Here is a 25727-nt window from a genome sequence, read left to right as displayed (position 1 = left end):
AGCGAGCGGAGCTCGCGATGCGCCGCGCGGGCGGCGCTGGATATCCGCCACGCCCAATCTCTCAAGTCAGGCACTGGGTGGCCCCTCTATTCACATACTGCTCCGTTTCGCCTATTGTCGACGGTCCCTTCCCCAAGCGATTGGCAAAATCATGGAGAACGTCATCGTCATCACCGGCGGCAGCCGCGGTATCGGTGCCGCCACGGCGCTGTTGGCGGCCCGCCAGGGCTACCGCATCTGCATCAACTACCACGCCGACGACCAGGCCGCCGAAACCCTCCTCGGCCAGGTCCGCGCCCTGGGCGCCGAGGCTATCGCCGTGCGGGCCGACGTCAGCGTCGAGGATGAGATCATCCACCTGTTTCAGCGCGTCGACGAAGAGCTCGGCCGGGTCACCGCGTTGGTCAACAACGCCGGCACCATCGGCCAGCAGAGCCGCGTCGAGGCCATGTCCGAGTTCCGCCTGCTGAAGATCATGAAAACCAACGTCGTCGGCCCCATGCTCTGCGCCAAGCACGCTTTGCTGCGCATGGCACACCGGCATGGCGGGCAGGGCGGGGCCATTGTCAACGTGTCATCGATGGCTGCGCGCCTGGGCTCGCCCAACGAATATGTCGACTATGCCGCCTCCAAGGGCGCGCTCGACACCTTCACCATCGGCCTGGCCAAAGAAGTGGCAGGCGAGGGCGTGCGGGTCAATGGCGTACGCCCAGGTTACATCCACACAGGGTTCCATGCCTTGTCCGGCGACCCCGACCGGGTCAGCAAGCTTGAGCCGGGTTTGCCCATGGGGCGCGGCGGACGCCCCGAGGAAGTGGCCGAAGCCATCCTCTGGCTGCTCTCGGACAAAGCCTCCTACTCCACCGGCAGTTTCATCGACCTGAGCGGCGGGCGCTGAACGCGCCCGTCAATCCTCCAGCAGCTCGCGTACCCGCTCGGCGAGTACTTCGAGCTCGAACGGCTTGGTCAGCACCAACGTACCGTGCAACAGCTGGCCGTCGCTGAGCGCGGCGCTCTCATCGTAGCCGGTGATGAACAGCACCTTGAGGTCTGGGTAGCGCTCACGGCAGCGTTCGGCCACCTGGCGGCCATTCAGGCCACCCGGCAGTCCGATATCGCTCAGCAGCAGGTCTGGCCGTTCGCCGCTTTGCAGGTGGGCGAGGGCGGTCGGACCATTCTCGAAGGCGTCCACCCGATAGCCCAGCTCTTCCAGCACTTCGCCGACCACCAAGCGCAAGGCGGTCTGGTCTTCAATCAACAGAATGCGCCGTGCAGCCGCGCTGCTTGCTTGCAAAGGCGGGTGCTGCAGTTTTTCGGCTGGCGCCTGGGGCTGCTCGGGGTGTCGGGGTAGCAGCAGCTCGATGCGGGTGCCCTCGCCAAGCACCGACAGCACGCGTAATTGCCCACCCGACTGACGCACGAAGCCGTAGGTCATGGACAGACCCAGGCCGCTGCCCTGGCCCATCGGCTTGGTGGTGAAGAACGGGTCGACTGCGCGCTCCGCCACTTCAGCCGACATGCCTTTACCGTTGTCGACGATGCTCAGCCGCACATACTCGCCGGCTGGCAGTTGCAAAGCCAGGGCCTGCTCGTCGTCAAGCAGCAGGTTGTCGCCAATGATGTCGATCACCCCACCTGCGGGCATGGCATCGCGAGCGTTGATGCAGATGTTGAGCAGGGCGCTTTCCAGTTGGGGCGGATCAATGAAGGTAGGCCACAACGGGCTGGCGAAGCGGCTGCTCAGGGTAATGGCCGGGCCGATGGTGCGGCGCAGAAGCTCTTCCATACCGGCCACCAACGTGGTCACCTGCGTGGAGCAGGGTTGCAGGGTCTGCTGGCGAGAGAATGCCAGCAGCCGGTGCACCAGTGAAGAGGCCCGCTGCGCCGAGCCGCTGGACAGCTTCAGCAAGGGCTCCAGGGCGTCGAAGCGTGACTGGTCCAGGCGTTGGCGCATCAGCTCCTGGGCGCCAAGGATGCTGCCCAGCAAATTGTTGAAGTCATGGGCGATGCCGCCACTGAGCTGGCCTACGGCTTCCATCTTCTGTGCCTGGCGCAGTGCTTCTTCGGCCTTGGCCAGGCGTTCCTGCTCTTGTACCCGGTCACTGATGTCATAAGCGAACAGAAACGCGCCTAGAATCTCGCCTTTTTGGTCGTGCAACGCGTTGAAGCGCAATTCGTAGTGGCGCAGCATGGGGGGCTTGCCGAAGATGCCAATCTCGATGAACTGCTCGCCTGCCAGGGCGCGCTGCCACATTGGCAGGATAGGCGTCTGGCCAGCGCTTCCATCTTCGAACAGCCCGGGCAGGTAGTCGCCGATTTCCGGTGTTCTCCCGTACAGCAGGTGGAAGTCATGCCTGGCCTGGCGGTTGACAGCCAGCCAGCGCAGATTCTTGTCCACCACATGCACATTGACCACGCTGTGATCGACCAATTCGGCAAACAAGCGTCGTTCGGCCAGTGCGGCATTCACCCGCTGTTCCAGCTGTTCGTTAAGGCGCTGCAGGGCCTGCTCTGCACGCCGGCGTTCGGTGACATCCTTGAACAACACCGCTACCTGGCGTTTCTCAGCAGGCTCTACGCGGAAAGTAGTCACTGACAGCACATGGCCGGTGGCGACCAGTTCCTGCTCGAAGTGCAGCGGTTCGCCCGTGCGAAGTACAGCGCCATAGCGGGCCACCCAGTCATCGGCCTCATCGGGCACCATCTCGCGCAGTTTCTGCCCGACCACGTCGGGGATGCCGGCGTGCTTGGCGTAGGCCGCGTTGGCCATGACGTGTATATAGTCACTCAGAGGCCCATGTGGGCCATCGAAGAATTCGATGATGCAGAACCCCTCGTCCATCGTGTCGAACAGAAAGCGGTAGACGCTGTGGTCTTGATCCTGCTGTTGCCGAAGCTGTGCTTCCAGCTGCGCGTTATGCTGACGCAAGGCCTCGATTTCCCGGCGCAGGCCGGACAGGTCGCGGTGGTGCATGGCGACATTCCAGAAAAGTATCAGACAGACTGTACTGTGGCTGGCCCTTGAACGTACAGCTGTTCATTGCGGCGGATGCAGGTTTGCCAGCAGGTTTTCGATTTGCTCGCTGAGCAGCGCCAGGCTGAATGGCTTGCACAGCACGCTAGAGTGCTTTGATGGTTTGACATCTGCCTGGTCTTCGCTGTAGCCGGTGATGTAGAGCACTGGCACCTCCTCGGGAAGCGCTGCGGCCAATTGCCGGCCGTCGATGTCGCCTGGCAGCTCGATATCGGTCACCAGCAGGTCAGGCCGCAAGCCCTCTTGGCAGGCAGCCAGTGCGCTGCGTCCATCGACGAACGTGCGCACATCGTGCCCGAGTTCTTGCAGCACTTCTTCGATCACCAGGCGCAGGTTTACCTGGTCCTCCATGAGCATGATCAGGCGAGGTGTGCATTCCGTTTTGGCAGGCGTGGGTTGATGGGGCTCAGGCGGAGTTACTATTGCCGCGCTTTTCCTGGGGAGATAAAGGTCAATACGCGTGCCATGCCCAGGCGCACTATTGATCTGCAACTGCCCGCCGGACTGGCGGATGAAGCCGTAGACGATCGACAACCCAAGGCCTGAGCCCTGACCCAATGGTTTGGTAGTGAAGAATGGCTCCAGCGCGCGTTGAGCCGTGTCGTCGGTCATGCCAATGCCATTATCGCTGATACGAATCTGCAAGTAGTCACCCGCAGGGAGGTCCAGTACCCGGGCCTGTGCCTGATTCAATGGGGTGTTCGCGCAACAGATAGCTAATTCGCCACCCAGCGGCATGGCATCGCGGGCGTTGATGCACAGGTTGAGCAAAGCACTTTCCAGTTGCGGAGGGTCGATCGCTATCAGCCATTGGTCGGCCAGTGTCTGGTCAACGAAGTGGATGTCTTCATGCAGCGAGCGCTTGATCAGATCGTGCATACCGGCCACCAGTTGATGCACATCTGTAGTTTGCGGAATCAGGATTTGCTGGCGTGCGAATGCCAGCAGGCGTTGAACCATAGAGGCAGCACGCTTGGAGTCCTGTCGGGCGATGGCAAGTAGCCGTGTAGCTTCCGGGTAGCGCTGTTGTGCCTGGCGTTCGGTGGCCACTTCCAGGGCGGCGAGGATGCTACCCAGCAAATTGTTGAAATCATGCGCTATCCCCCCGGTCAGCTGGCCGATGGCTTCCATCTTCTGGGATTGGCGCAAAGCGTTTTCGATCTCTCGCAGCCGCTCGTGCTCTGCGACGCGTTCTGTGATGTCGTATGCAAACAGGTACCCCCCCTGGATTTGCTGCTGAGCATCACGCAAGGGGTTGTAGCGGATTTCGTAGTGGCGCAATGCTTGTGAGTTCCCAAGGGCGATTGTCTGGACGAATGCCTCGCCCGCCAGTACGCGTGGCCATAAGGGGTCAAGCTGACGCTTGATGTCCTGCTGGCCTGACAGGAATTGCGGAATGTAGTCGCCGACCTTGGGTACGAAACCGCGCAGGCGCTTGAACGTTTCCTGTGCGGTGCGGTTGATCGCCAGCAGCCTGAAGCTGCGGTCCGCAGCAAACACATTGGCCAGGCTGTGGTCGACCAGCTCGCCAAGCAGCTTGCTGTTGGCTTGCTCCTTGTCGACCCTGTTCGACAGTTCCTGGTTAAGTGCTTGCAGGTTATCGAGGGTTACCTGTTCGGCCGGCACCCCGGTAAAGACTACCGCTACTCGTTTCTGGCTGGCGGGCTCCAGGGGATACACCGACAGCTTTAGCCAGCGGTCGGTCACCGCCAGCCGCGCTTCGAACTGCAGGGGCTGCCCTGAGCGCGCCACTTCGGCAAACCGCGGAAGCCAGGTTCCAATTTCGTCCGGGATCGTTTCACGTGCCGTCTGGCCCAACTGCTTGGGGTGGGCGGTGTGCTGCATAGAGGCGTCGTTGGCAAGGATGTAACGGTAGTCGTACAGCTCTCCGTCACTGTTCTCGAGCATTTCGAGCACGCAGAAACCTTGATGCATGTGGCCAGTCATGACCTCATAACAGGCCGCCTTGAGGCGCAGCTCGGCATTCTGCGTCTCCAGTTCGAGTAGTTTTTGTTGTAGTTGCTCTATGCAAGCTGGGGTGTTGTCTTGGGGCATGCTGGCTATCCTGCCTGCGAGTCCGACAACTATAGCTGGCCTTCGACAGCTTTCCTTCAGAACGAGCGAATGATCCGCCCGAGCGTTTCCATGGCCCGTTCGGCCCCGTCATGCCAGGGGCTGCCATAGTTAAGACGGATGCAGTTGCCGAAGCGGCGGGTGGGCGAAAAGATCGGCCCCGGGGCGATGCTGATACCTTGTGCCAGGGCCATGTGGAACAGCTTGAGGGCGTCCATCTGCTCGGGCAGTTCCAGCCACAGGAAGTAGCCTCCTGAGGGCTGGCTGACCCGCGTCTGCGCCGGGAAGTGGCGGGAGATGGCCGCCAGCATGTTGGCCTGCTGGCCTTCCAGGGCGTAGCGCAGTTTGCGCAGGTGGCGGTCGTAGCCGCCGTGCTGCAGGTAGTCGGCTATCGCTGCCTGGGCCGGCATCGAGGCGCACAGCGAGGTCATCAGTTTCAGCCGTTCGATCTTCTGCGCGAAGCGACCGGCCGCCACCCAGCCGATGCGGTAACCGGGGGCCAGGCTTTTGGCGAACGAGCCGCAATGCATCACCAGGCCCTGGGTGTCGAAGGCCTTGGCCGGCTTGGGCGCCTGCTGCGAGTAGTACAGCTCGGCGTACACGTCGTCTTCGATCAACGGCACCTGGTGCCGCGCCAGCAGTTCCACCAGCGCCTGCTTCTTTGCCTCCGGCATGCTCGCGCCTACCGGGTTCTGGAAGTTGGTCATGCACCAGACGGCTTTTACCGGGTGCTTTTCCAGCGTCTGCGCCAGTGCCCCCAGGTCCATGCCTTCGCGCGGGTGCACGGGGATTTCCACAGCCTTGAGTTTGAGCCGCTCCAGCACTTGCAGGCAGGCATAGAAGGCGGGGGCCTCGATGGCTACCAGGTCGCCCGGCTGGGTAACGGCCTGCAGGCACAAGTTCAAGGCTTCCAGTGCACCGTTGGTGATCAGCAGCTCTTCCATTGGCAGCATCAGCCCACCGACCATGTAGCGCAGGGCAATTTGCCGGCGCAGCTGCGGGTTGCCGGGCGACAGGTCGGTCACCACCATGCGCGGGTCCATGCTGCGGCTGGCGCTGGCCAGTGAGCGCGACAGGCGCTGCAGCGGGAACAGTTCGGGGCTGGGGAAGGCTGAGCCGAACGGTATGGTGTTGGGGTCCTTGATCGAGTCGAGTATCGAGAACACCAGTGCGCTGACGTCAACGTCAGTGGACTCGCTGACCGGCTGCAACGCTTGCGGCTCGCTGAACTGGCGCGGTGCGTGGGCGTTGACGAAATAGCCTGAGCGCGGCCGGGCACGGATCAGCCCGCGCCGCTCCAGCAGGTAATAAGCCTGGAACACCGTGGACGGGCTGACCCCGTGGGTCTGGCTGGCGTAGCGTACCGAAGGCACGCGTTGGCCCGGGCCCAGTACCCCGGAGCGGATCAGTTCGGCAATGTCGTCGGCAAAGCGTTCGTAGCGTTTCATTCTGGCCTTCTGTCGAAGCCTGGCAGGCAAGGTGGCGTCAGTGTAAGGGATCAACGGTTCATCGGTGCGACGAAGCGGCTTTGCGCCACACTGCGGATGGCGGGGTCGTCGCGCTCGCTGATTTCGAAGCTCAATGTTTGCGAGCTGCTGGCCGGGCGCTCGGCCAGCATCGCCACGGATACCGGCAGCTCGCTCATTTCGCCAGCCGGGATCACCAATGTGGTATTGCCCTGCAAGGTGAAACCGTCAGCGTCCAGCAGGCGCAGCGCATAGTGCTGGGTGCGCCCGGTCTTGTTGATGACCTTGAGCAGGTAGATGTTCTCGATCTGGCCCTGGGCATTTTCACGGAACAGGCCACGGTCCTTGATGACGTCCAGCGAAACCATCGGGCGCATCTGCAAGGCCACCACCAGCGCTGCGATCATCACCGCGAGCGCTGCGACGTAGCCCAGCAGGCGCGGGCGCAGCCAGTGTGTGGTGCCGCCCTGCAGACCGTGTTCGGACTTGTAACCGATCAAGCCGCGGGCGTAACCCATCTTGTCCATCACACCGTCGCAGGCGTCTATGCACGCTGCGCATCCGATGCAGGCCATTTGCAAGCCATCGCGAATATCGATGCCGGTGGGGCACACTTGCACGCACAGCGTGCAGTCGACGCAGTCACCCAGGCCTTGGGCGCCTACGTCACTGCCTTTCTTGCGCGGCCCACGGGCTTCACCACGGCGCGGGTCGTAGGCGACCGCCAGGGTGTCCTTGTCGAACATCACGGCCTGGAAGCGCGCATATGGGCACATGTGCAGGCACACCGCTTCGCGCAGCAGGCCTGCGTTGATGTAGGTCGCTGCGGTAAAGAACAGCACCCAGAACAGTGCCACGCCGCCCAGTTGCAAAGTGAACAGTTCTGCGGCCAATGGGCGGATTGGCGTGAAGTAGCCGACGAAGGTCAGCCCGGTGGCTACACCGATAGCCAGCCACAGGCTGTGCTTCAGCGTGCGGCGCGCCAGTTTGTTCAGGCTCCAGGGCGCGGCGGCAAGCTTTATGCGCTGGTTGCGGTCGCCCTCAGTAACCTTTTCGCACCACATGAACAGCCAGGTCCAGGTGCTCTGCGGGCAGCTGTAGCCGCACCACACGCGGCCGGCATACACCGTGATGGCGAACAGGCCGAAGGCGCAGATAATCAGCAGCGCTGACAACAGGATGAAGTCCTGTGGCCAGAATGTGGCGCCAAAAATGTGGAATTTGCTCTCGGCCAAATCCCACAGGACGGCTTGGCGGCCATTCCAGTTCAGCCAGGCCGTGCCGAAAAACAGCACGAACAGTGCGCCGGCAAAGCCGATACGCAGGGTGCGGTAAAGCCCGGTGAAGCTGCGGGTGTGGATACCCTTGTCGGCGCTTCGCTGTCGTGAGCTGGCTGGGGCGTCGGCGATCTCTGTGAAAGGGATTCTAGTGTTCATGGCTCGGTGCTCATCAGGCCTCGATCAGGCATGAGCACTATGGCCCTGAGGCTGTTATCAGCACAGGCTCAGATTTTGCGATAAAAACCGTATCAGATTATCCGGTAGGCCCCGCCAGGCCCTAGATCACAGAGCCTGGCACACTGGTCTTCAGATGCCTGCGGCTATCCACCGCACCTGCCACAGTCAGTGCATCGGCTTCGGATTCGGTAATGGGCACGCGTTGGCCTGCGAGCAGGGCCACTGACATGCGCAGATTTTCGTCGGTGAAGATTTCGACATCAGGGCCATCACCCTCGATACGCACGTTTTCGCCGATCAGCGTGCAGCGGCGACTGGTTTCATCGATTTCAACGGGCATGGTGCAGTCCTCCTCGGGTTGTACAGGGTGGACCGCAATGAGGTGCTGGTTGCTGCATCAACAGGCTGAGCGGCACTTTGCCCTGTGTGCTGAGGTCAACCCTTGCATACGGCAGGCCGGCCTTTTCGCGGGCACGCCAGCGAAAAGGCCGGACCTGGCCATACAATGGTCAGCATGGGGACAACTGTGATGGACGTCATCTGGCAAGCAATCCAGGCCGAGTTCGCCGATGTCACCGATGAGCGCGAAGTGACGCGAATCCTCGTGCGGCTGCTTATGGCGGCAGTGCTTGGCGCTGTGCTGGGATTTGAACGTGAACACAAAGGCAAGTCTGCCGGCGTGCGCACCCACATGCTGGTTTCGCTGGGTGCGGCCCTGTTCGTGCTGGCGCCCAGCATGGCCGGGGCTGATGAGCAGGCGCTGAGCAGGGTGATCCAGGGCATCGTCGCCGGTATCGGTTTTCTGGGCGCGGGTACCATTCTCAAAGGAAACGGCCAGGACACCAGCCATGTGAAAGGCCTGACTACTGCCGCAGGGCTATGGATGACTGCAGCCATTGGTACCGCTGCCGGCATGGGGCGCGAAGCCACGGCGTTGATCAGCACGGTACTGGCCCTGCTGGTATTGGGCACGATGCCCATGCTGGTAGAAAAGGTAGAAGGACAGGGGGAGGAAAAGCAAAAGGAGGAGGAGTAGGGTGGGAAGCACTAAGGGGAGCCGAAGCTCCCCCCAAAGCGTTGCTGCTTGCTCTTTTTATTATTGAGGCTGGCTTTTTGTTGTTTTTGTAAGCCTGCCTTGGTGTTGCGTGCGACCCCCATGCGGGGTCAAGAGCAAACGTATTTTTTTGAGCGCTGACCTGCTTTCATCATGGCTGATCCGAACCTGGCTGTAGCTACCTCGAGGTAGTTTTATTGTTCTGTGCCAGACCGCGGGGTGTACCCCTGAAAAGCGTGTCGACTCCAAAAAGATCTGCTTGCTACGCCTCTGCCGTGTTGTTCTTGTTATGTCAGAGCCGTTACCTGTTGTTTTTATTGGGTGTCACATTTTTTTTGTTCTTGTACGAAAGATATAGCAGGGTGCGTGCCAACTTTTTTAAATCCTTTAAAATCAAGCGTTTGGCAATTTTTGGCAAAATCAGGCTGCCTGAAATTTTGTCGATTTGTTTCCCTGTTACCCGATTTTTTGCTGTGAAACGTGGGGGCGGTAACACTTCACCCACACGTATGTGACACCCGTGTGACTCAATGCGCGCTGCGCGCCCGCGCTACCCGCGACCCATTGCCACGGCCAAGCACACTGCTGATGCGCTGACCGGCGGCGATCAACCGGTCCAGGTCGATACCGGTGGCAATGCCCAACCCCTGGAGCAGGTACACCACATCTTCCGTGGCGATGTTGCCGGTAGCGCCTTTGGCGTATGGGCACCCACCCAGCCCGGCCACCGAGCTGTCGAACACGCTGATACCTTCGAGCAGGCTGGCATAGACGTTGGCCAACGCCTGGCCATAGGTATCATGAAAGTGCCCGGCAAGTTGCTCGCGCGGCACCTGGGCGGATACCACCTCGAACAGGCGGCGGGTATCGCCGGCGGTACCGGTGCCAATGGTGTCGCCCAGCGAGACCTCGTAACAGCCCATGTCATGCAGGGCGCGGGCTACCGGGGCCACCTGTTCGGCGCTGACCTTGCCCTCATAGGGGCAACCGAGTACGCACGACACATAGCCGCGCACGCGCACACCGTGGTTGTGCGCGGCCTCCATGATCGGTTCGAAGCGCTTGAGGCTGTCGCCGATCGAGCAATTGATGTTGCGCTGCGAGAACGCCTCGGAGGCGGCTGCGAACACCGCCACTTCCTTCACCCCGGCCGCCAGGGCGTCCTCGAAGCCGCGCAGGTTTGGCGCCAGTGCCGCATAGGTAACGCCGGGGCGTTGCTCAATACCGGCGAACACCTCGGCAGAGCCGGCCATCTGTGGCACCCACTTGGGCGAGACGAAACTGCCCACCTCGATATAGGCCAGGCCCGCCTCGGTGAGGTCGTCCACCAGGCGCACCTTGTCGGCAACGCTGATGGGCTGGGCTTCGTTCTGCAAACCGTCGCGGGGGCCTACTTCGACCAGACGGACTTCTTTGGGCAAGGGCATGGCGGGTTTCCTGTGGTGTTCAGCGGTTGTCTTTGTTGTTCAGGGTGGCGGCCAGGGCTTGCTCACAGCGCTCCTGGGCGGTGTCCAGCTCCAGTTGCATCTGGTGAATGTCGAGCATCTGCTGTTCCAGCTGTGCGCGCCGTTCGGCGATTTTCGCCAGCATGCTGTTGAGCTGCTTGAGGTTGCCGCTGGTGGGGTCGTACAGTTCGATCAGCTCGCGGCACTCGGCCAGCGAAAAGCCGATGCGCTTGCCGCGCAGGATGAGCTTCAGGCTGACCTTGTCGCGAGCCGTGTAGATACGTTCCAGGCCTCGGCGCTCGGGGCTCAGCAGGCCCTGCTCCTCGTAGAAGCGGATGGCGCGGGTGGTGATGTCCAGCTCGCGGGACAGGTCGGAGATGCTGTAGGTCTGGGTGCTCATGCTGGGGCTCGGCGTGGGGTATGCGTTTATCCTGACTGGAGGTTTACGTATACGTCAAGCAAGGGCTGAAAATGTGTGTGGCCTGCACCGGCCGCGAAGAGGCCGCTGCAGGTAACCCCATTTCATTCCGGCTGCACCGACCGACGATATCCATTGGGCGTCTGCCCACTCAAGCGCTTGAACCAGCGGGCAAAGTATGTCGGGTCGGTGAACCCCAGGCTGTCCGACAGCTGCCCGATACTCATCCGCGTGTAAATCAGGTTGCGACGCGCCTCCAGCAACAAACGCTGGTGCAGCACCTGCAGCGCAGTCTGCCCACTCAGCGCCCGGCACAACTGGTTCAGTTGCAGGCTCGGAATATTCAGTCGCGCGGCGAAGTCCTCCATCGACAGGTGCTCGCGGTAATGCGCCTCCACCAGTCGCAAGTACTGCCCCAGCAACTGGCGGTCACGCTCATCCCGATTGCGGGGCGCCTGCCCAGGTTGCGGGCGGCGGCTGATCCACACCATCAACGTGGTTACCAGCGCCTCCAGCAAGGCTGCCCGTGCCGGGGCATTGCCCTGGTACTCCTGCTGCAAGGTGCCGATCAGGCTGCGCAGGTGCACGCGGTCCTGGCCGAGCGGGTAACACCCAGGTTTTGCCAGCACCGTCAGCGGCATGCCCAGGCGTTGTTCCAGGTTTGCCACCAGTGCGGTGCCAAAGGTCAGCACATACCCCTGGATATCGGCACTGAAGCGAAAGCCATGCACGGTCATTGGCGGCACCACCTGGATCGCTGGCTCACCGATGGCGCTGCGCACGCCTTCGATCTCCACCAGGGCCTGACCGCGCTGTACGTACAGCAGCTGGAACAGCTCGGCATGCTGGTGCGGCTTGATCTCCCAGTGGTGCAGGCGGCTACGCGCCGGGATCGACTCGCAGTGCAGCAAGTCGGTGCCGGGCCAGGCCTGGTTTTCGCCATAGAGCTTGAACAAGGGGACGCCGGGGAGGGTGGATTTCATGCAGGCTGGCCTGTCCGTTAATCGAACGATTTTTGTAAAAGTGCAGGTTATTCATGGAATAGCACAGTTAATTGGCAGTTTTTGCCAGTAAAAATGCAAAGGCAAACCCTAACAGCAGATGCCGCCCCACTGCCAGTCCAGGGCCGGCATCGTCCGAAAAGAGACAACAACAATGAAAACTCAGGTTGCAATTATTGGTGCAGGTCCGTCTGGCCTGCTGCTGGGCCAACTGCTGCACAAGGCCGGTATCGATAACGTCATCGTCGAACGCCAGACGCCCGAGTACGTCCTTGGCCGCATCCGCGCCGGTGTGCTGGAGCAAGGCACTGTCGACCTGCTGCGCGAAGCCGGTGTGGCCGAACGCATGGACCGTGAAGGCCTGGTGCACGAAGGGGTCGAGCTATTGGTTGGCGGGCGCCGTCAACGCCTGGACCTCAAGGCCTTGACCGGTGGCAAGACGGTGATGGTGTATGGCCAGACCGAAGTCACCCGTGACCTGATGCAGGCCCGCGAAGCCAGCGGCGCGCCGATCATCTATGCTGCCAGCAATGTCCAGCCGCATGAGTTGAAGGGCGAGAAGCCGTATCTGACCTACGAAAAAGATGGCCGCGTGCACCGGGTGGACTGCGACTATATCGCCGGCTGTGACGGCTTCCATGGTGTCTCCCGGCAAAGCATCCCCGAGGGCGTGCTGAAGCAATACGAACGCGTTTACCCGTTTGGCTGGCTGGGCCTGCTGTCGGACACACCGCCGGTCAATCACGAGTTGATTTATGCCCACCATGCGCGTGGCTTCGCGTTGTGCAGCCAACGCTCGCAAACACGCAGCCGCTACTACCTGCAGGTACCTCTGCAGGACCGTGTCGAGGCGTGGTCTGACGAGCGTTTCTGGGACGAACTGAAAGCCCGCCTGCCCGCTGACGTAGCGGCGGATCTGGTGACCGGCCCAGCCCTGGAAAAAAGTATTGCGCCGCTGCGCAGCCTGGTGGTCGAACCCATGCAGTACGGCCACCTGTTCCTGGTGGGAGACGCTGCGCACATCGTCCCACCCACCGGTGCCAAAGGCCTGAACCTGGCAGCTTCGGACGTCAACTACCTCTACCGCATTCTGGTCAAGGTGTACCGCGAAGGGCGTATCGACCTGCTTCAACAGTATTCGCCGCTGGCCTTGCGCCGGGTGTGGAAGGGCGAGCGTTTCAGCTGGTTCATGACCCAGCTGCTGCATGACTTCGGCAGCCAAAAGGATGCCTGGGACCAGAAGATGCAGGAGGCTGACCGCGAGTACTTCCTGAACTCCGCGGCGGGCTTGCTGAACATTGCCGAGAACTATGTGGGGCTGCCGTACGAAGAAGTCGTCTGAGTTTCTGTGCTGCCTGTCCTGGCCCCATCGCCGGCAAGCCAGCTCCCACAGGTACTGCACATGACTTGAATACGATGCGGCCAATGTGGGAGCTGGCTTGCCGGCGATCACGGGCGAAGCCCGTGCCCTGCAAACCTTGCCTACTGGGCCAGCAGCGCCTCCATCTCCCGATACCCTCGCTGGCGCGCATGCTCCAGCGCGGTGACCCCCTCCTGGTCGGCAATCTGCCGGTCCGCACCTGCCGCCAGCAGCCGGCGCACAATCTCCACATGCCGCGGTCCGCCATCCCCCAGAATCACTGCCTCCATGAGCGCGGTCCAGTGCAGCCGGTTCAAGTGGTTCACGTCCACCCCGGCATCGATCAGCATCTGCACTGTTTCTACATGCCCACGCTCGGCCGCCGGTATCAACGCAGTTCCCCCGTATCGGTTGGTGCTCTTGAGGTCGGCACCGTGGCTCAGGGTCAGCCGCAGTATATCGTTCAGGCCCCGGGCGCCAGCATACAGGTAAGGGCTGTCAGCAATATTGTCCTCGGCGTTCACATCGGCACCGGCCTGGATCAGCGCTTGCGCCGCCGCCACCTGGTTGGCGTGGGTGGCCACCAGCAGGGCAGTGCGCCCTTGCTCATCACGGCTTTCCAGTTGGGCACCTTGCGCCAGCAACTGTTGCAGGGTGTGCACGTCGTTGTGGCGGGCGGCGGTGTGCAGGCGGTAGTCCATGGTGGTGTTCTCGGCGTGGGCGGCAAGGCTGGTGAACAGGGCAAACAGCATGGCTGCGACGGGTCTACGCATGGGGTGTGCTCCGGATTGGCCTGCCTGCATCCTAGAAAAATCGCACCAAGTCTTGAAGTTAAGTTTGCGCATGACCGACAGTGGTCTGCTGAATAGACAAGGCAGGAAGCAAAACGATGAAGTTCTCCGCACCGGTGATGAGCGCGCTGTGCCTGGCGATCGCCAGTGGGTGGGCCTGTGCCGATCACGTGTTGCCCGCGCCACCCGAACGGGCCTCCGGCTACCGCACTGGCCTGCAGCCGGTGCACGCCAACCGGCATATGGCCGCCGCCGCCAACCCGCTGGCCAGTGAAGCGGGGCGGGCGATGTTGCGTGCCGGTGGCAGTGCCATTGACGCCGCCATCGCCATGCAGATGGTGCTGACCTTGGTCGAGCCGCAATCCAGTGGCATTGGGGGTGGGGCCTTTATCCTCTACTGGGACGGGAAGCGCGTGCAGGCTTTCGACGGCCGCGAGGCAGCCCCGTCGCAGGTAACGGAAAAGCTGTTCTTGCAAGCCGATGGTTCACCGATGCCCTTCAGGTCGGCACAGATCGGCGGGCGTTCAGTGGGGGTGCCCGGGGTTTTGCGCGCGCTGAAGCTGGCTCACGAGCAGCACGGCAAGCTGCCTTGGCAGCAACTCTTTGCCCCGGCCATTGCGTTGGCACGTAGCGGTTTCCCGGTATCCGAGCGCCTTCACACCCTGGTGGCCGGTGACCCGTATATTGCCCATTCACCGGCCATGGCTCGCTACTTCCTGGATAAAAAAGGCAAGCCGCTGCCAGTGGGTACAACGTTGCGCAACCCCGAACTTGCGCAAACGCTCGAGCAAATTGCCGCGCACGGTCCCCAGGCGTTCTACACCGGTGAAATCGCCGCGGCCATCGTGGCCAAGGTGCGCAGCCATGCCAATGCCGGTTATTTGTCGTTGCAAGACCTCGAGCGGTACGGTGCCAAGGAGCGCGAGCCGGTGTGTGGCCCTTACAAGGCCTGGCGCATCTGCGGCATGCCGCCGCCGTCGTCGGGCGGGGTGACGGTGTTGCAGACGCTGGGCATGCTTGAAGCCGTGCAGCGCACCACGCCACAACGCGATCTGGCGGCGTTGCGGCCGCTGGCGAACGCGTCCCCGGCAGGCCTGGAGGCATCGCCGATGGCCGTGCACCTGATCGCCGAAGCCGAGCGCCTAGCCTATGCCGACCGCGCTCAGTACCTGGCCGACAGCGATTATGTGCCGGTCCCGGTCAAGGCCCTGACCGACGCCACCTACCTGGCCCGCCGGGCAGCACAGATTGGGGCATACAGCATGAAGCGCGCTCGCCCGGGCCAACCGTCAGGCGCCGACCTGGCCCTGGCGCCCGATCGCTCGCCTTTGCGCATTTCCACCTCGCACCTCAGCGCAGTGGATGACAGCGGCCAGGCACTGGCCATGACCACCTCGGTGGAGGCCGCGTTCGGTTCGCACCTGATGGTCAAGGGCTTCCTGCTCAACAACCACCTGACGGACTTCTCGTTCATCCCTCAGGAGCACGGCAAGCCTGTGGCCAACCGGGTGCAGCCGGGCAAGCGGCCACTGTCGGCGATGGCGCCAACGCTGGTGTTTTCGCGGGCCTCTGGCGAGCTTGTGGCCAGCCTTGGTTCGCCAGGGGGCTCGCAGATCATTGGCTACGTGAACAAGGCGCTGATCGGCTTGCTGGATTGGCAGCTCGACCCGCAGCAGGCGGCCGGCTTGCCCAACTTCGGCAGCCGCAATGCCGGCACCGAAGTGGAAGCGGGGCTCGCCAGCCCATCGCTGATCCGCCAATTGGCAGCCTGGGGCCATGAGGTCACGCCGATGACCATGACCAGTGGCATGCAGATCATCCAGCGCAGCGGCGATGGCTGGTCCGGTGGCGCCGACCCTCGGCGTGAAGGTGTGGCCCTTGGCGACTAGCCGTGATAGAACGCAGTCTTGCCATTCAGCAGTTGAATACCAACATGTCTATCAGCGTGAAATCGAATAGAGCCCTGTTCGACCTCGACCTGCTACGCGCCATCGTGGTGGTGGCCGATTGCGGCAGCTTCACCACGGCGGCGGCGCGCCTGCACTCGACCCAGTCGACCATCAGCCAAAAGGTGCGCCGCCTGGAGGACATGGTCGGGCATCGCCTGTTGGTGCGGGGTAACCGCGATGTGCTACCGACCGACGCCGGGCAGACCTTGCTCGGCTACGCCCGGCACATGCTGGCGCTGAATGACCAGATGCTCGAAGCCCTGGCCGGGGCGATGGTGGGCACCACCGTACGCCTGGGCGTGCCCGAGGACTTCGTTGGCGGGCGCACCACCAATGCGCTGTCGGCGTTCAGCCGGCTGCACCCGCAAGTGAAACTGGAAGTGACCAGCGGCCTGTGCCGCGACCTCAGCCAGGCCTACGACAACGGTGAACTGGACCTGGTGCTGCTCAAGCAGCGGCGCAACACCCGGGAGGGCGTGGCTTGCTGGCCCGAGCGCCTGCAATGGATCGACAGTGCGCGCACCCCCGCCTTTGAGCTGGACCCGATCCCGCTGGTGACCTTCCCGCCGCGCGGCCTGTACCGCGAAGACATGATCAACGCGATCGAAAGCATGGGCCGGCGCTGGCGCATCAGTTTCACCAGTTCCAGCCTCAGCGGTATCCAGGCGGCAGTTGCCGATGGCATGGGCATCAGCCTGCTGCCACCAAGGGCGGCTACGGGCGAGCACCGGGTGCTGGGGGCAGGGCAGGGGCTACCGGAGGTCGACAGCTATGAAATCGTCATCGTCCACCGGCCGACGGCGGATGTGATGGTCAAGGCGTTGGCCGAGGTCATGACACAACTGCTGGCGGGCGGTGGGATCTGAGCCGGCCTGACGAACTGACGCGGTCTTTGTGGGGCGCCCCGGCAGGGCCGCTCCCACAGAAGATCGAGTCGGCCGACGGTTGATGGGTCAGGCGCAGGCCGCAGCGAGGCGTGGCGACAGATGAATGCCGGCGATCATGCAGCGCACTGAGCCGCCGGCCATCTCAATGGTCGGCACGTCCAGCGGCACCAGCCGCGCCGAGCGCTCGATGCGCTGGCGTTGCTCACCGGTCAGGCTGTCGAAGGCCTTGCGTGACAGTGCCAGGATTCGCCCGTCACGCCCGGACAGCTCGATGGCATTGCCGGCAAACTGGCTGATCTGCTGGTTACTCAGGTCAATAACGTCGCGGCCCGATTCGATCAGCCGCATGCGCACTTCCTCGGCCCGCGCCTTGTTGGTGAACGTGCCAAAACCCACCAGTGCAAATTCGGTCGCCACGCACATCAGTACGTTGGTGTGGTAGATCGGCGTGCCTTGCTCGTCGGCCGTGTCGAACACCATCGGCTCGAAGTTGAAGTGCGTGCTGAAGCGCTCGAGGGCGATCGGGTCGGCGCGGTTGGAACGTGCGGTGTAAGCCACCCGCGACAGGTGGTCGAAGACCATGGCGCCGGTCCCTTCAAGAAACAGTTCGTCTTGCTCCAGCCCTGAATAATCGATGACATCTTGCACGCGGTACTCATGTTTGAGCATCTCGATCACATCCGCGCGCCGCTCGCGGCGGCGGTTGCGCGAATACATCGAGTAGATTGCGATGTGTCCACCGGGGTGGGTAGAGAACCAGTTATTGGGGAACACCGAGTCCGGGGTGTTGTGTTCGCCGAAATCATCGAACAGGTGTACCCGCACGCCTTCGGCCTCAAGGCGACCGGCGGCCTGCGTGACTTCATCGCGGGCAACCTCGGCGAGCGCCTGTGCGGCGAGGCCGGGGCTGCTGCGCTGGAACGAGTTGTCGGCTGCGGTTTCCGGGTTGGGGGTGAACGCATGTGGCCTGACCATGACCACTGCTGCAGGTGCTTGAATCGAACGCGTTGGAAATGCCATGAGAAATACCGGGTTGAGTGCAGGGTTAGGCAACGCGTCGGATACGGCTTTTGGCAGCACGGCCGCGGGTGTGGCTGAACAGGTCTTTCGGGTCATCTTCCACCCATGGCACCAGGTCGATCTTCGTGCCCATGCCGCGCTTTTCGGCCTGCTGTAGTACGTAACGTAGTACGGTGTAATCCTCCAGGGCGAAGCCCACCGAGTCGAATACGGTGACCTGGCGGTCGCTCTGGCGCCCCTCGGTCTCGCCGCGCAGCACACGCCACAGGTCAACCACCGGGAAGTCAGCGGGCAGCTGCTGAATGTCACCTTCGATACGGGTTTGCGGCTCGTACTCGACGAACACCCGGGCGTTGCGCAGCACATCGGCGTGCAGTTCGGTCTTGCCCGGGCAGTCGCCCCCCACGGCATTCAGGTGCATGCCAGGTTCGAGCATGTCGGGGGTGATGATGGTGGCGTAGGCCTTGTCGGCAGTGACCGTGGTGATGATGTCCACGCCTTTTACCGCTTCGGCCACCGAGCCGGCCCGGCGAATGGTGAGGCCGCTGTATTCCTTGAGGTTGGCAATCAGCTTGGCGGTGGCCAGCGGGTCGGTGTCATAGGCGACGATTTCTTCGATGCCCAAGTGCTTGTGGAACGCCAGCGCCTGGAATTCGCTTTGCGCGCCGTTGCCGATCAGCGCCATCTTGCGCGAGTTCGGTCGGGCCAGTGCCTGGGCTGCCATCAGCGAGGTGGCCGCAGTGCGCAGGGCGGTGGCAATGGTCAGTTCGGACAGCAGCACCGGGTAGCCGGTGTCGACATCGGCCAGTACGCCGAAGGCCATCACGGTATGCAGGTCACGTGCAGTGTTGGCCGGGTGCCCGTTGACGTATTTGAAGGCGTAGCGGCTGTTGTCGGCGACCGGCATCAGCTCGATCACACCCACTTCCGAGTGGCTGGCAACCCGTGCGGATTTATCAAACTCCTGCCAGCGTTTGAAGTCTTCACGCATGGCCGCAGCCAGTTCACCTATGAACGGCGCTACGCCGATGTCGTGCACCAAGTCCGACATGGTTGGAACATCAATGAAATACGTCATGCTCTTGCACCTTGTTATTGTGCGCGGCGCCCTGGATATTGCAGGGTGAGCGCTTAGGATTATCGAAGTGTCGCCGGCTCGAACATTTTGATGAAAGGTGGCGTCAACAGGAAGAATGCAGGTTGCCAGTTTCGCCAACTTTCTAGACAATCTGCCACCCCAAAGTAGCAATCTGATTATTTGGCAGGCATATGGACACTATCGATCGGGAACTGATTGCGCTGTTGCGGGACAATGCACGCACTCCCGTGCTGACCTTGGCAAAAAAACTCAAGGTGGCCAGGGCAACGGTGCAAAACCGCATCACCCGGCTCGAAGAGCAGGGCGTGATCATTGGCTACACGGTACGTTTGCGCTCCGATGCGCTGGACCAGGGCGTGCGGGCAATTACCAGCATAGGCATCAGCGGCCACCACGCTGCAGAGGTCAAGCACGCGCTGCGTGGGCACCCCAACGTGGTCGCCATCCACACCACCAATGGCCGTTGGGACCTGATGGCAGAGCTGCGCGCAGACACCCTTGAAGCGTTCGACCGGGCGCTGAATACCATTCGCTCCATTCCGCACATCGAGAATACCGAGACCAGCATCCTGCTCTCCACCTACAAGATGTGACCGCGGGGTCAGGCCTTTTGACAGGCGCATTGCGCAAACTGTCACCCAGGCTTTCCACAGTGCAAAAAATCCCTTTGGCTGTGCGCATTCTGTAGCGTTCCGCTTGGCCCGGGCCACTGGCAGAATGAAACTGTTTTCGTGCAACGGTACAAGGCGCACCACCCAGGGTGCGTTTCAAACAATAAAAAAGCCCGCAGCTAAGTTGCACCGGGCGTGAGTGTCCGTTTTCGTTATTACCTGCGCTTTTATCATTTTCAATGACAGGGAACCTGCACCTTAGTGCCAATTACATGGTGCGGCGCGGGGCGCTGAAGTTTTACCAAAAAAGAATAAGAGGTCGACTATGCATCAAACGTGCAATGCGCAAAGCGCTGCTCCGCAAGAGGGCCGAGTGCTCAAGCGACGGCTGGAAAACCGACACATACAGCTTATTTCGATCAGTGGTGCCATTGGTACCGGGTTGTTTATGGGCTCGGGCAAGATCATTGCGCTGTCTGGCACTTCGATCATCCTCGTCTACGCCATCATCGGTTTTTTTGTGTTCTGCATCATGCGCGCCATGGGCGAGATGCTGCTGGCCAACCTGCAGATGGAATCGTTCGCTGACCTGGTGCACAACTACCTGGGGCCGCGGGCCGGTTACATTCTCAGCTGGTCGTACTGGCTCAGCTGGGTGGTGGCGGCGGTGGGCGACGTGGTGGTGGTCGCAGGGTTCGTGCAGTACTGGTACCCCGATGTGCCTACCTGGCTACCGGCTTTCGGCACCATGTTCCTGTTGCTGGGCCTGAACATGCTGGCGGTGAAGGCCTTTGGTGAAGTGGAGTTCTGGTTCGGCCTGATCAAGATCGTCGCCATCGTGCTGCTGGTGGTAACCGGCCTGGTGATGGTCGCCACCTCCTATACCTCGCCGGGCGGGGTGACGGCATCGTTCAGCCACCTGGTGGCCCCCGGCGTGGTCATGCCGCATGGCATCCTTGGCTTCCTCGCCGGGTTCCAGATCGCCATTTTCTCCTTCGTCGGCACCGAGCTGATCGGCACCGCAGCGGCAGAGGCCAAAGACCCCGAAAAGACCCTGCCCAAGGCGATCAACACCATCCCCGTGCGTATCCTGCTTTTCTACATCTGTTCGCTGGTGTGCATCATCAGTGTGGTGTCCTGGGCCAATGTGCCAGCCAACCGCAGCCCCTTCGTTGAATTGTTCCTGCTTGGCGGGTTGCCCGCTGCTGCTGGCATCATCAACTTCGTAGTGCTGACCTCCGCGGCATCGTCGGCCAACAGTGGCGTTTACTCGGGCTCGCGCATGCTCTATGGCCTGTCGCATCAACAACAGGCCCCGAAGGCGTTCGGGCGCCTGTCCGGGTCGGGTACGCCAGTGCGGGCGCTGGTATTCTCCGGGGTGTGCATGGCGATTGCGTTGACGCTGCTGTTCGTGATCCCGGAAGTGATGACCGTGTTCACCCTGGTGTCGACCATTTCTGCGGTAATGATCATCGTTACCTGGTCGCTGATCCTGCTGTCCTACTTTGCTTACCGCCGACAGAACCCGCAGGCCCATGAGCAGTCCAGGTTCAAGCTGCCGGGCGGCAAGGTCACCGCCGCGCTGGCGCAGCTATTCCTGATTTTCGTGCTGTGCCTGCTGGTGCTGGAACCGGACACCCGCACGGCGTTGTACGTGATGCCGCTGTGGTATGCGGGCCTGTTGCTGGCCTATCGGCGCAGGACCAAGGCCTCTGCCCAACCGCAGAGCGCTACTGCTGATTCGTTGATTTAGCGGGTGCTCTGTGGGAGCGGGCTGGCCCCGCGAACACCGGCAAAGCCGGTGCCAGGCACCGCAGGGTTGCCTTCGCGGGACAAGCCCGCTCCCACAGCAGTCCAAAAGGGCTGGCGATCTGCTACAGCGGCCAGGACAGGTAGATCCAGCATTCTTCAGGGCTGGCGTTCAGCAACCGCCCGCAACGTACGCAACGTTACCACCGGCGCATCCACCACAAACCGGTTGGCCAGCCAGCCGGGCACATCGCCGGCAGGGTCGGCCTGCAACTGGTAGGTCACCTCCGTCTCGCGCTCGCCCAGGGGTTTCATGCGCCACTCACCGCGCAGATGCTGCACCCGGATCAGGCCGTCAACCTTGGGAATCCTGTCAGGCTCGGCGCTCAGGCGCCGCAGCAGGGTGCCGTCGTCCAGGCGTTCGCTGGTGACTTTCAGCACAATGTCCCGCGGCATCGTCGGCCACGGCAGGTTGGTGGTCAGGTACACCCAGGTATTGGCGCCATCCACTTCCAGCAAACGCATCTGGTCACAGGCGTATAGCCATTTGCAGGCTACCCGCAGGTTCTCTTGCAGGTCGGTGAGGGTGCGCACGCTGGCTTTCATGGTACTTACACCACGAAATTGCTGGTAGGGCGTGTCATGCGCGCTGCTCAGGTACACGCGAATGCCTTCGCGGTCATAGGCCAGGTTCCACTCATCGGCGGCCGGGGCAGGGGTACACAGCAGCAGGGCAGTGAGCAGCAGGCAGCGGTTCATGGCCGGTACCGCGCGGGGGATGGGTGTTTGAGTATGCGCGGCAAACAGAAAGCCCGCCAGGTTGGCGGGCTTGCGGGCATCAGCCTGGGCTTAGCGCTTAGGGTTCAGCGTCAGGTGCACGTGACGGTTAACGTCCTTGTACAGCAGGTAGCTGAAGTTGCCAGGGCCGCCGGCGTAGCAGGCTTGCGGGCAGAAGGCGCGCAGCCACATGAAGTCGCCGGCTTCCACTTCAACCCAGTCCTGGTTCAGGCGGTACACCGCCTTGCCTTCCAGCACGTACAGGCCATGTTCCATCACGTGGGTTTCAGCGAACGGAATAACGCCGCCCGGCTGGAAGGTGACGATGTTCACGTGCATGTCGTGGCGCATGTCGGCCATGTCGACAAAACGGGTGGTTTTCCAGCGGCCTTCGGTGCCCGGCATCTCGATGACGGTGGCGTTGTCGCGGTGGGTGACGAACGATTCCGGTACGTCCAGGCCCTCGACTTTCTGGTAATGCTTGCGCAGCCAGTGGAAGGTGACGTTGGACTTGCTGTTGTTGCGCAGGCTCCACTCGGCGCCTGGCGCCAGGAAGGCATAGCCGCCGGGTATCAGGGTGTGGTGCTTGCCTTCCACGGTGATGTCCAGTTCGCCTTCGACGATGAACACCACGGCTTCGGCGTTAGCGTCCAGCTCGGGGCGCTCGCTGCCGCCTTCCGGGGCCAGCTCGACGATGTACTGCGAGAAGGTTTCGGCAAAACCGGTCAGCGGGCGGGCGATGACCCACATGCGCATCTTGTCCCAGAACGGCAGGTGGCTGGTGACGATGTCACGCATCACGCCCTTGGGGATGACGGCATAGGCTTCGGTGAACATGGCACGGTCAGTCAGCAGCTCGGTTTGAGCCGGGTGCCCACCGTGGGGGGCGAAGTACGAATGGTTCGACATGGACAATCTCGACTTGTTGTTCTCTCCCCATGCCGTGAACCGCACCGGCCGGTGCGGCGCAGGGGATGTGGCCACAGAATAGGGTCGAGCGCGTGCCATCCACAAATTAAATGTTGGAATACCCGGTATTTGATCGCTGAATGTCGACCTGGCGCCCGGCGTGGGCTTCCGGCAGTCGATCGCCTTGACCGAACAATTTTTGGCGCAAGGTCCCTTCGGTGTAACTCGAAGGGTAGCGGCCGCGGCGTTGCAGCTCGGGCACCAGCAACTCGACCACGTTGGCCAGGTCATCCGGCTGCACGGCGTAGGTCAGGTTGAAACCGTCGATGCCGGTCTGGTCCAGCCAGCTTTCCAGCTGGTCGGCCACCTCGCTGGCAGAACCTGCCAGTACCGGGCCGCGACCACCGAGGCCAACGAACTCGGCAGCCTCGCGCACGGTCCAGCGGCGGTTCGGGTCAGCGGCGGTAAACGCGGCCAGGGCAGCGCGCCCGGCGTCATTTTCGACGTATTCGATCGGCGCATCAGGGTCGAGGCCGGCAAAGTCGATGCCGGTCCAGCCCGACAGCAGCGCCAAGGCCGCGTCCAGGTCGACATAGCGACGGTATTCGGCGAACCGCGCCTCGGCTTCTGCCCGGGTAGGGGCGACAATCAGCAATGCCTGGGCATAGATCAGCACTTCATCACGACCTCGACCGGCGGCTTCGCTGGCCTGGCGAATGCCATCGGCGTAGCGGCGCAACACTGTAGGGGTTGGGCCGCTGATGAACACGCATTCGGCGTGGCGCGCGGCAAACTGCTGGCCGCGTGCCGAAGCGCCGGCCTGGAACAGTACCGGCGTGCGTTGCGGTGACGGCTGACACAGGTGCATGCCGGGCACCTGGAAGTGCTCGCCCACGTGGTTGATCGGGTGTACCCGGGTTGGCTCGATGTAGCGCCCGCTGTCGCGCTCCAGCAGCACCGCGTCATCGTCCCAGCTCTTTTCCCACAGCTTGTAGAGCACCTGCAGGTACTCCTCGGCCAGGTCGTAGCGCTGATCGTGGCCCAGCTGGCGCGCCAGGCCGAGGTTGCGTGCAGCGCTGTCGAGGTAGCCGGTGACGATGTTCCAGCCGACCCGGCCGTTACTCAGGTGGTCAAGTGTGGACATGCGCCGGGCGAACGGGTAGGGGTGCTCGTAGGTGAGCGAGAAGGTCACGCCAAACCCCAGGTGCTCGGTGACCCCGGCCATGGCCGGCACCAGCAGCAGCGGGTCGTTGACCGGCACTTGCACGCCACCGCGCAGGGCGGCCTCAGGGCCGCCTTGGTACACGTCGTAAATACCCAGCACATCGGCAATGAACAGGGCGTCGAACAGGCCGCGCTCCAGCAGGCGGGCCAGGTCGGTCCAGTAGCTCAGGCGGTTGAAGGCGACGCTGGTGTTGCGTGGGTGGCGCCACAGGCCGGGGGACTGGTGGCTGGCGGCGTTCATGCTGAACGCATTGAAGCGGATCGGGCGGGGCATGTCAGTTGCGCTCCACTCAAGGCAATACGGAAGCCGGGTAGACCGCGTCGGCCACCTGCAGCTTGTGTGGAATCAGGCCCAGGCCCTGGAAGGTGTCAGCGAGTTTCTGTTGCTCGGCGACGATCTGCGGGGTGATGGCCACGGCGTTGTAGTTACGGCGCTCGCTGGCCACTTCAAGCACATTGGCGTTGATGCCCAGCTGCGGGGCCAGCAGTGCGGCAACCTCTGCGGGTTTGGCGTTGGCCCACTGGCTGACTTTGCCCAGTTCGGTAAAGAAGGTTTTCAGCAGCGCACGGTGCTGGTCGGCGTAGCTGGCGGTGGACAGGTAGAAGGTGCGGTTGTTGGACAGGCCGCTGCCGTCACGCAGGTTTTTCAGGCCTGGCTGGCTTTCTGCAGCGGCGAGGAACGGGTCCCACAGGGTCACGGCCTGCACGCTTCCCGACTGCAAGGCGGCCACGGCATCGGCGGCATTGTTGACGTAGGCGGGGGTGATGTCCTGGTAACTCAGGCCAGCCTGTTGCAGGGCGACAGCCAGCAGGTACTGGGCATTCCAGCCACGGCCGGTGGCCACGCGTTTGCCTTTCAGGTCCTGCACGCCAGTCAGGTGGTCCTGCTCGCGTACCACCAGGCCGATGCCGCGTGGGTAGGGCTGTTCGGCGGCCAGGTACACCACCGGTTTGCCGGCGGCCTGGGCGAACACCGACGGTGCGTCGGCGGCGTGGCCGAGGTCGATGGCGCCCGTGCTCAAGGCCTCGAGCAGCTGTGGGCCGGCGGCAAACTCGTGCCAGCTCACCTTCACGCCTTGCGGGGCCAGGGCCTTTTCCAGGGCGCCGCTGCCTTTGAGAATGTTGATGCTGTTGAACTTTTGGTAACCGATGCGAAGGGTCTTGGCGTCGTCGGCCAGGGCTTCGGACCACGGCAGCAGGGCACTGGCGACACTGGCCAGCAGGCCGCCAATCAACAGGCGGCGCAGGGGGGAAAAGGCACGGATTGGCATGGGGATGCTCCTTCAGACCGGGTGGTAAACGATGGGCCCAGCCTAAGGAGATGGCGTTTGGCTTTCAATTTTTATATTCCGTTTCGTTAGATTGTTTTGTTATTTTTATATCCTTTTGTTTTGTAACGATTT

Annotated in this window: 22 protein-coding genes; 7 read left to right on the top strand and 15 right to left on the bottom strand. The window is 62.3% G+C overall.

Going from position 1 to position 25727, the window contains the following annotated elements; all coding sequences use genetic code 11:
- The first annotated feature begins 151 nt into the window (after nt 1-151).
- Nucleotides 152-898: an SDR family oxidoreductase gene (locus OZ911_RS15905; protein ID WP_023046990.1), complete on the top strand. Its 747-nt coding sequence runs from the start codon at nt 152-154 to the stop codon at nt 896-898.
- Between the two features lie 9 nt (nt 899-907).
- Here OZ911_RS15905 and OZ911_RS15900 read toward each other — a convergent pair whose 3' ends face one another.
- The 5 genes from OZ911_RS15900 to OZ911_RS15880 form a co-directional block, all read right to left on the bottom strand.
- Nucleotides 908-2974 carry a hybrid sensor histidine kinase/response regulator gene (locus OZ911_RS15900; RefSeq protein WP_023046991.1) on the bottom strand — a complete coding sequence of 689 codons (2067 nt, stop codon included), beginning with the start codon at nt 2972-2974 and terminating at the stop codon, nt 908-910.
- 63 nt (nt 2975-3037) lie between these two features.
- Nucleotides 3038-5089: a PAS domain-containing hybrid sensor histidine kinase/response regulator family protein gene (locus OZ911_RS15895; RefSeq protein WP_023046992.1), complete on the bottom strand. Its 2052-nt coding sequence runs from the start codon at nt 5087-5089 to the stop codon at nt 3038-3040.
- Nucleotides 5090-5145: 56 nt separating this feature from the next.
- Nucleotides 5146-6555 (bottom strand): GntR family transcriptional regulator MpaR, encoded by a 1410-nt coding sequence (mapR, locus tag OZ911_RS15890; RefSeq protein WP_016487409.1) that lies wholly within the window; start codon nt 6553-6555, stop codon nt 5146-5148.
- 50 nt (nt 6556-6605) lie between these two features.
- Complete coding sequence (gene ccoG, locus OZ911_RS15885) at nt 6606-8009, bottom strand: cytochrome c oxidase accessory protein CcoG (RefSeq protein WP_023046993.1); 1404 nt, start codon at nt 8007-8009, stop codon at nt 6606-6608.
- A 121-nt stretch (nt 8010-8130) separates the two neighbouring features.
- Nucleotides 8131-8370 carry a DUF3203 family protein gene (locus tag OZ911_RS15880; protein WP_023046994.1) on the bottom strand — a complete coding sequence of 80 codons (240 nt, stop codon included), beginning with the start codon at nt 8368-8370 and terminating at the stop codon, nt 8131-8133.
- A gap of 189 nt (nt 8371-8559) precedes the next feature.
- On the opposite strand from OZ911_RS15880, the gene OZ911_RS15875 reads away from it, so the two are divergent.
- Nucleotides 8560-9066: an MgtC/SapB family protein gene (locus tag OZ911_RS15875; RefSeq protein ID WP_016487406.1), complete on the top strand. Its 507-nt coding sequence runs from the start codon at nt 8560-8562 to the stop codon at nt 9064-9066.
- Between the two features lie 545 nt (nt 9067-9611).
- On the opposite strand, the gene OZ911_RS15870 is transcribed toward OZ911_RS15875, so the two are convergent.
- The 3 genes from OZ911_RS15870 to OZ911_RS15860 form a co-directional block, all read right to left on the bottom strand.
- A complete protein-coding gene (locus OZ911_RS15870) occupies nt 9612-10511 on the bottom strand; it encodes a hydroxymethylglutaryl-CoA lyase (RefSeq protein ID WP_023046995.1) in 900 nt (299 codons plus the stop codon).
- A 19-nt stretch (nt 10512-10530) separates the two neighbouring features.
- Nucleotides 10531-10929, bottom strand: a complete 399-nt coding sequence (locus OZ911_RS15865) for a MerR family transcriptional regulator (RefSeq protein WP_016487404.1) — start codon at nt 10927-10929, stop codon at nt 10531-10533.
- Between the two features lie 122 nt (nt 10930-11051).
- The gene (locus OZ911_RS15860; RefSeq protein ID WP_016487403.1) at nt 11052-11930 is read right to left on the bottom strand and encodes a helix-turn-helix domain-containing protein; all 879 of its coding nucleotides are present in this window, start codon (nt 11928-11930) and stop codon (nt 11052-11054) included.
- Between the two features lie 172 nt (nt 11931-12102).
- On the opposite strand from OZ911_RS15860, the gene pobA reads away from it, so the two are divergent.
- The gene (gene pobA / locus OZ911_RS15855; RefSeq protein ID WP_016487402.1) at nt 12103-13290 is read left to right on the top strand and encodes a 4-hydroxybenzoate 3-monooxygenase; all 1188 of its coding nucleotides are present in this window, start codon (nt 12103-12105) and stop codon (nt 13288-13290) included.
- A 140-nt stretch (nt 13291-13430) separates the two neighbouring features.
- Here the strand turns inward: pobA and OZ911_RS15850 are convergent, their stop codons facing one another.
- Nucleotides 13431-14081, bottom strand: coding sequence for an ankyrin repeat domain-containing protein (locus OZ911_RS15850; RefSeq protein WP_024717558.1), 651 nt, complete (start codon nt 14079-14081; stop codon nt 13431-13433).
- 116 nt (nt 14082-14197) lie between these two features.
- On the opposite strand from OZ911_RS15850, the gene ggt reads away from it, so the two are divergent.
- Both ggt and OZ911_RS15840 read left to right on the top strand, forming a co-directional pair.
- On the top strand, nt 14198-15988 hold the full coding sequence (gene ggt / locus OZ911_RS15845; protein WP_070086780.1) for a gamma-glutamyltransferase: 1791 nt from the start codon (nt 14198-14200) through the stop codon (nt 15986-15988).
- 44 nt (nt 15989-16032) lie between these two features.
- The gene (locus OZ911_RS15840) at nt 16033-16914 is read left to right on the top strand and encodes a LysR substrate-binding domain-containing protein (RefSeq protein ID WP_016487399.1); all 882 of its coding nucleotides are present in this window, start codon (nt 16033-16035) and stop codon (nt 16912-16914) included.
- A gap of 87 nt (nt 16915-17001) precedes the next feature.
- Here the strand turns inward: OZ911_RS15840 and ctlX are convergent, their stop codons facing one another.
- Together ctlX and ocd are read right to left on the bottom strand one after the other, a co-directional pair.
- Nucleotides 17002-17955: a citrulline utilization hydrolase CtlX gene (gene ctlX / locus OZ911_RS15835; RefSeq protein WP_049870359.1), complete on the bottom strand. Its 954-nt coding sequence runs from the start codon at nt 17953-17955 to the stop codon at nt 17002-17004.
- Nucleotides 17956-17980: 25 nt separating this feature from the next.
- Complete coding sequence (gene ocd, locus OZ911_RS15830; protein ID WP_016487397.1) at nt 17981-19033, bottom strand: ornithine cyclodeaminase; 1053 nt, start codon at nt 19031-19033, stop codon at nt 17981-17983.
- A 191-nt stretch (nt 19034-19224) separates the two neighbouring features.
- Here ocd and OZ911_RS15825 point away from each other — a divergent pair, with 191 nt between their 5' ends.
- Together OZ911_RS15825 and OZ911_RS15820 are read left to right on the top strand one after the other, a co-directional pair.
- On the top strand, nt 19225-19647 hold the full coding sequence (locus OZ911_RS15825; protein ID WP_016499380.1) for an Lrp/AsnC family transcriptional regulator: 423 nt from the start codon (nt 19225-19227) through the stop codon (nt 19645-19647).
- Nucleotides 19648-19990: 343 nt separating this feature from the next.
- Entirely contained in the window at nt 19991-21418 is a 1428-nt protein-coding gene (locus OZ911_RS15820) for an amino acid permease (protein ID WP_024717557.1), read from the top strand.
- A gap of 155 nt (nt 21419-21573) precedes the next feature.
- Here the strand turns inward: OZ911_RS15820 and OZ911_RS15815 are convergent, their stop codons facing one another.
- The 4 genes from OZ911_RS15815 to OZ911_RS15800 form a co-directional block, all read right to left on the bottom strand.
- Entirely contained in the window at nt 21574-22173 is a 600-nt protein-coding gene (locus tag OZ911_RS15815; protein WP_016487395.1) for an START domain-containing protein, read from the bottom strand.
- Nucleotides 22174-22263: 90 nt separating this feature from the next.
- On the bottom strand, nt 22264-23100 hold the full coding sequence (locus tag OZ911_RS15810) for a bifunctional allantoicase/(S)-ureidoglycine aminohydrolase (protein WP_023046996.1): 837 nt from the start codon (nt 23098-23100) through the stop codon (nt 22264-22266).
- Nucleotides 23101-23206: 106 nt separating this feature from the next.
- Nucleotides 23207-24598 (bottom strand): LLM class flavin-dependent oxidoreductase, encoded by a 1392-nt coding sequence (locus tag OZ911_RS15805; protein ID WP_070086779.1) that lies wholly within the window; start codon nt 24596-24598, stop codon nt 23207-23209.
- A gap of 16 nt (nt 24599-24614) precedes the next feature.
- Nucleotides 24615-25595, bottom strand: coding sequence for an aliphatic sulfonate ABC transporter substrate-binding protein (locus OZ911_RS15800; RefSeq protein ID WP_016487392.1), 981 nt, complete (start codon nt 25593-25595; stop codon nt 24615-24617).
- Between the last annotated feature and the right edge of the window lie 132 nt (nt 25596-25727).

Source organism: Pseudomonas fortuita, from assembly GCF_026898135.2.
Classification (GTDB): Bacteria; Pseudomonadota; Gammaproteobacteria; order Pseudomonadales; family Pseudomonadaceae; genus Aquipseudomonas; species Aquipseudomonas fortuita.
Note: the sequence above shows the minus strand (reverse complement) of the source record. Positions and strands in the feature narration are given on the sequence as shown.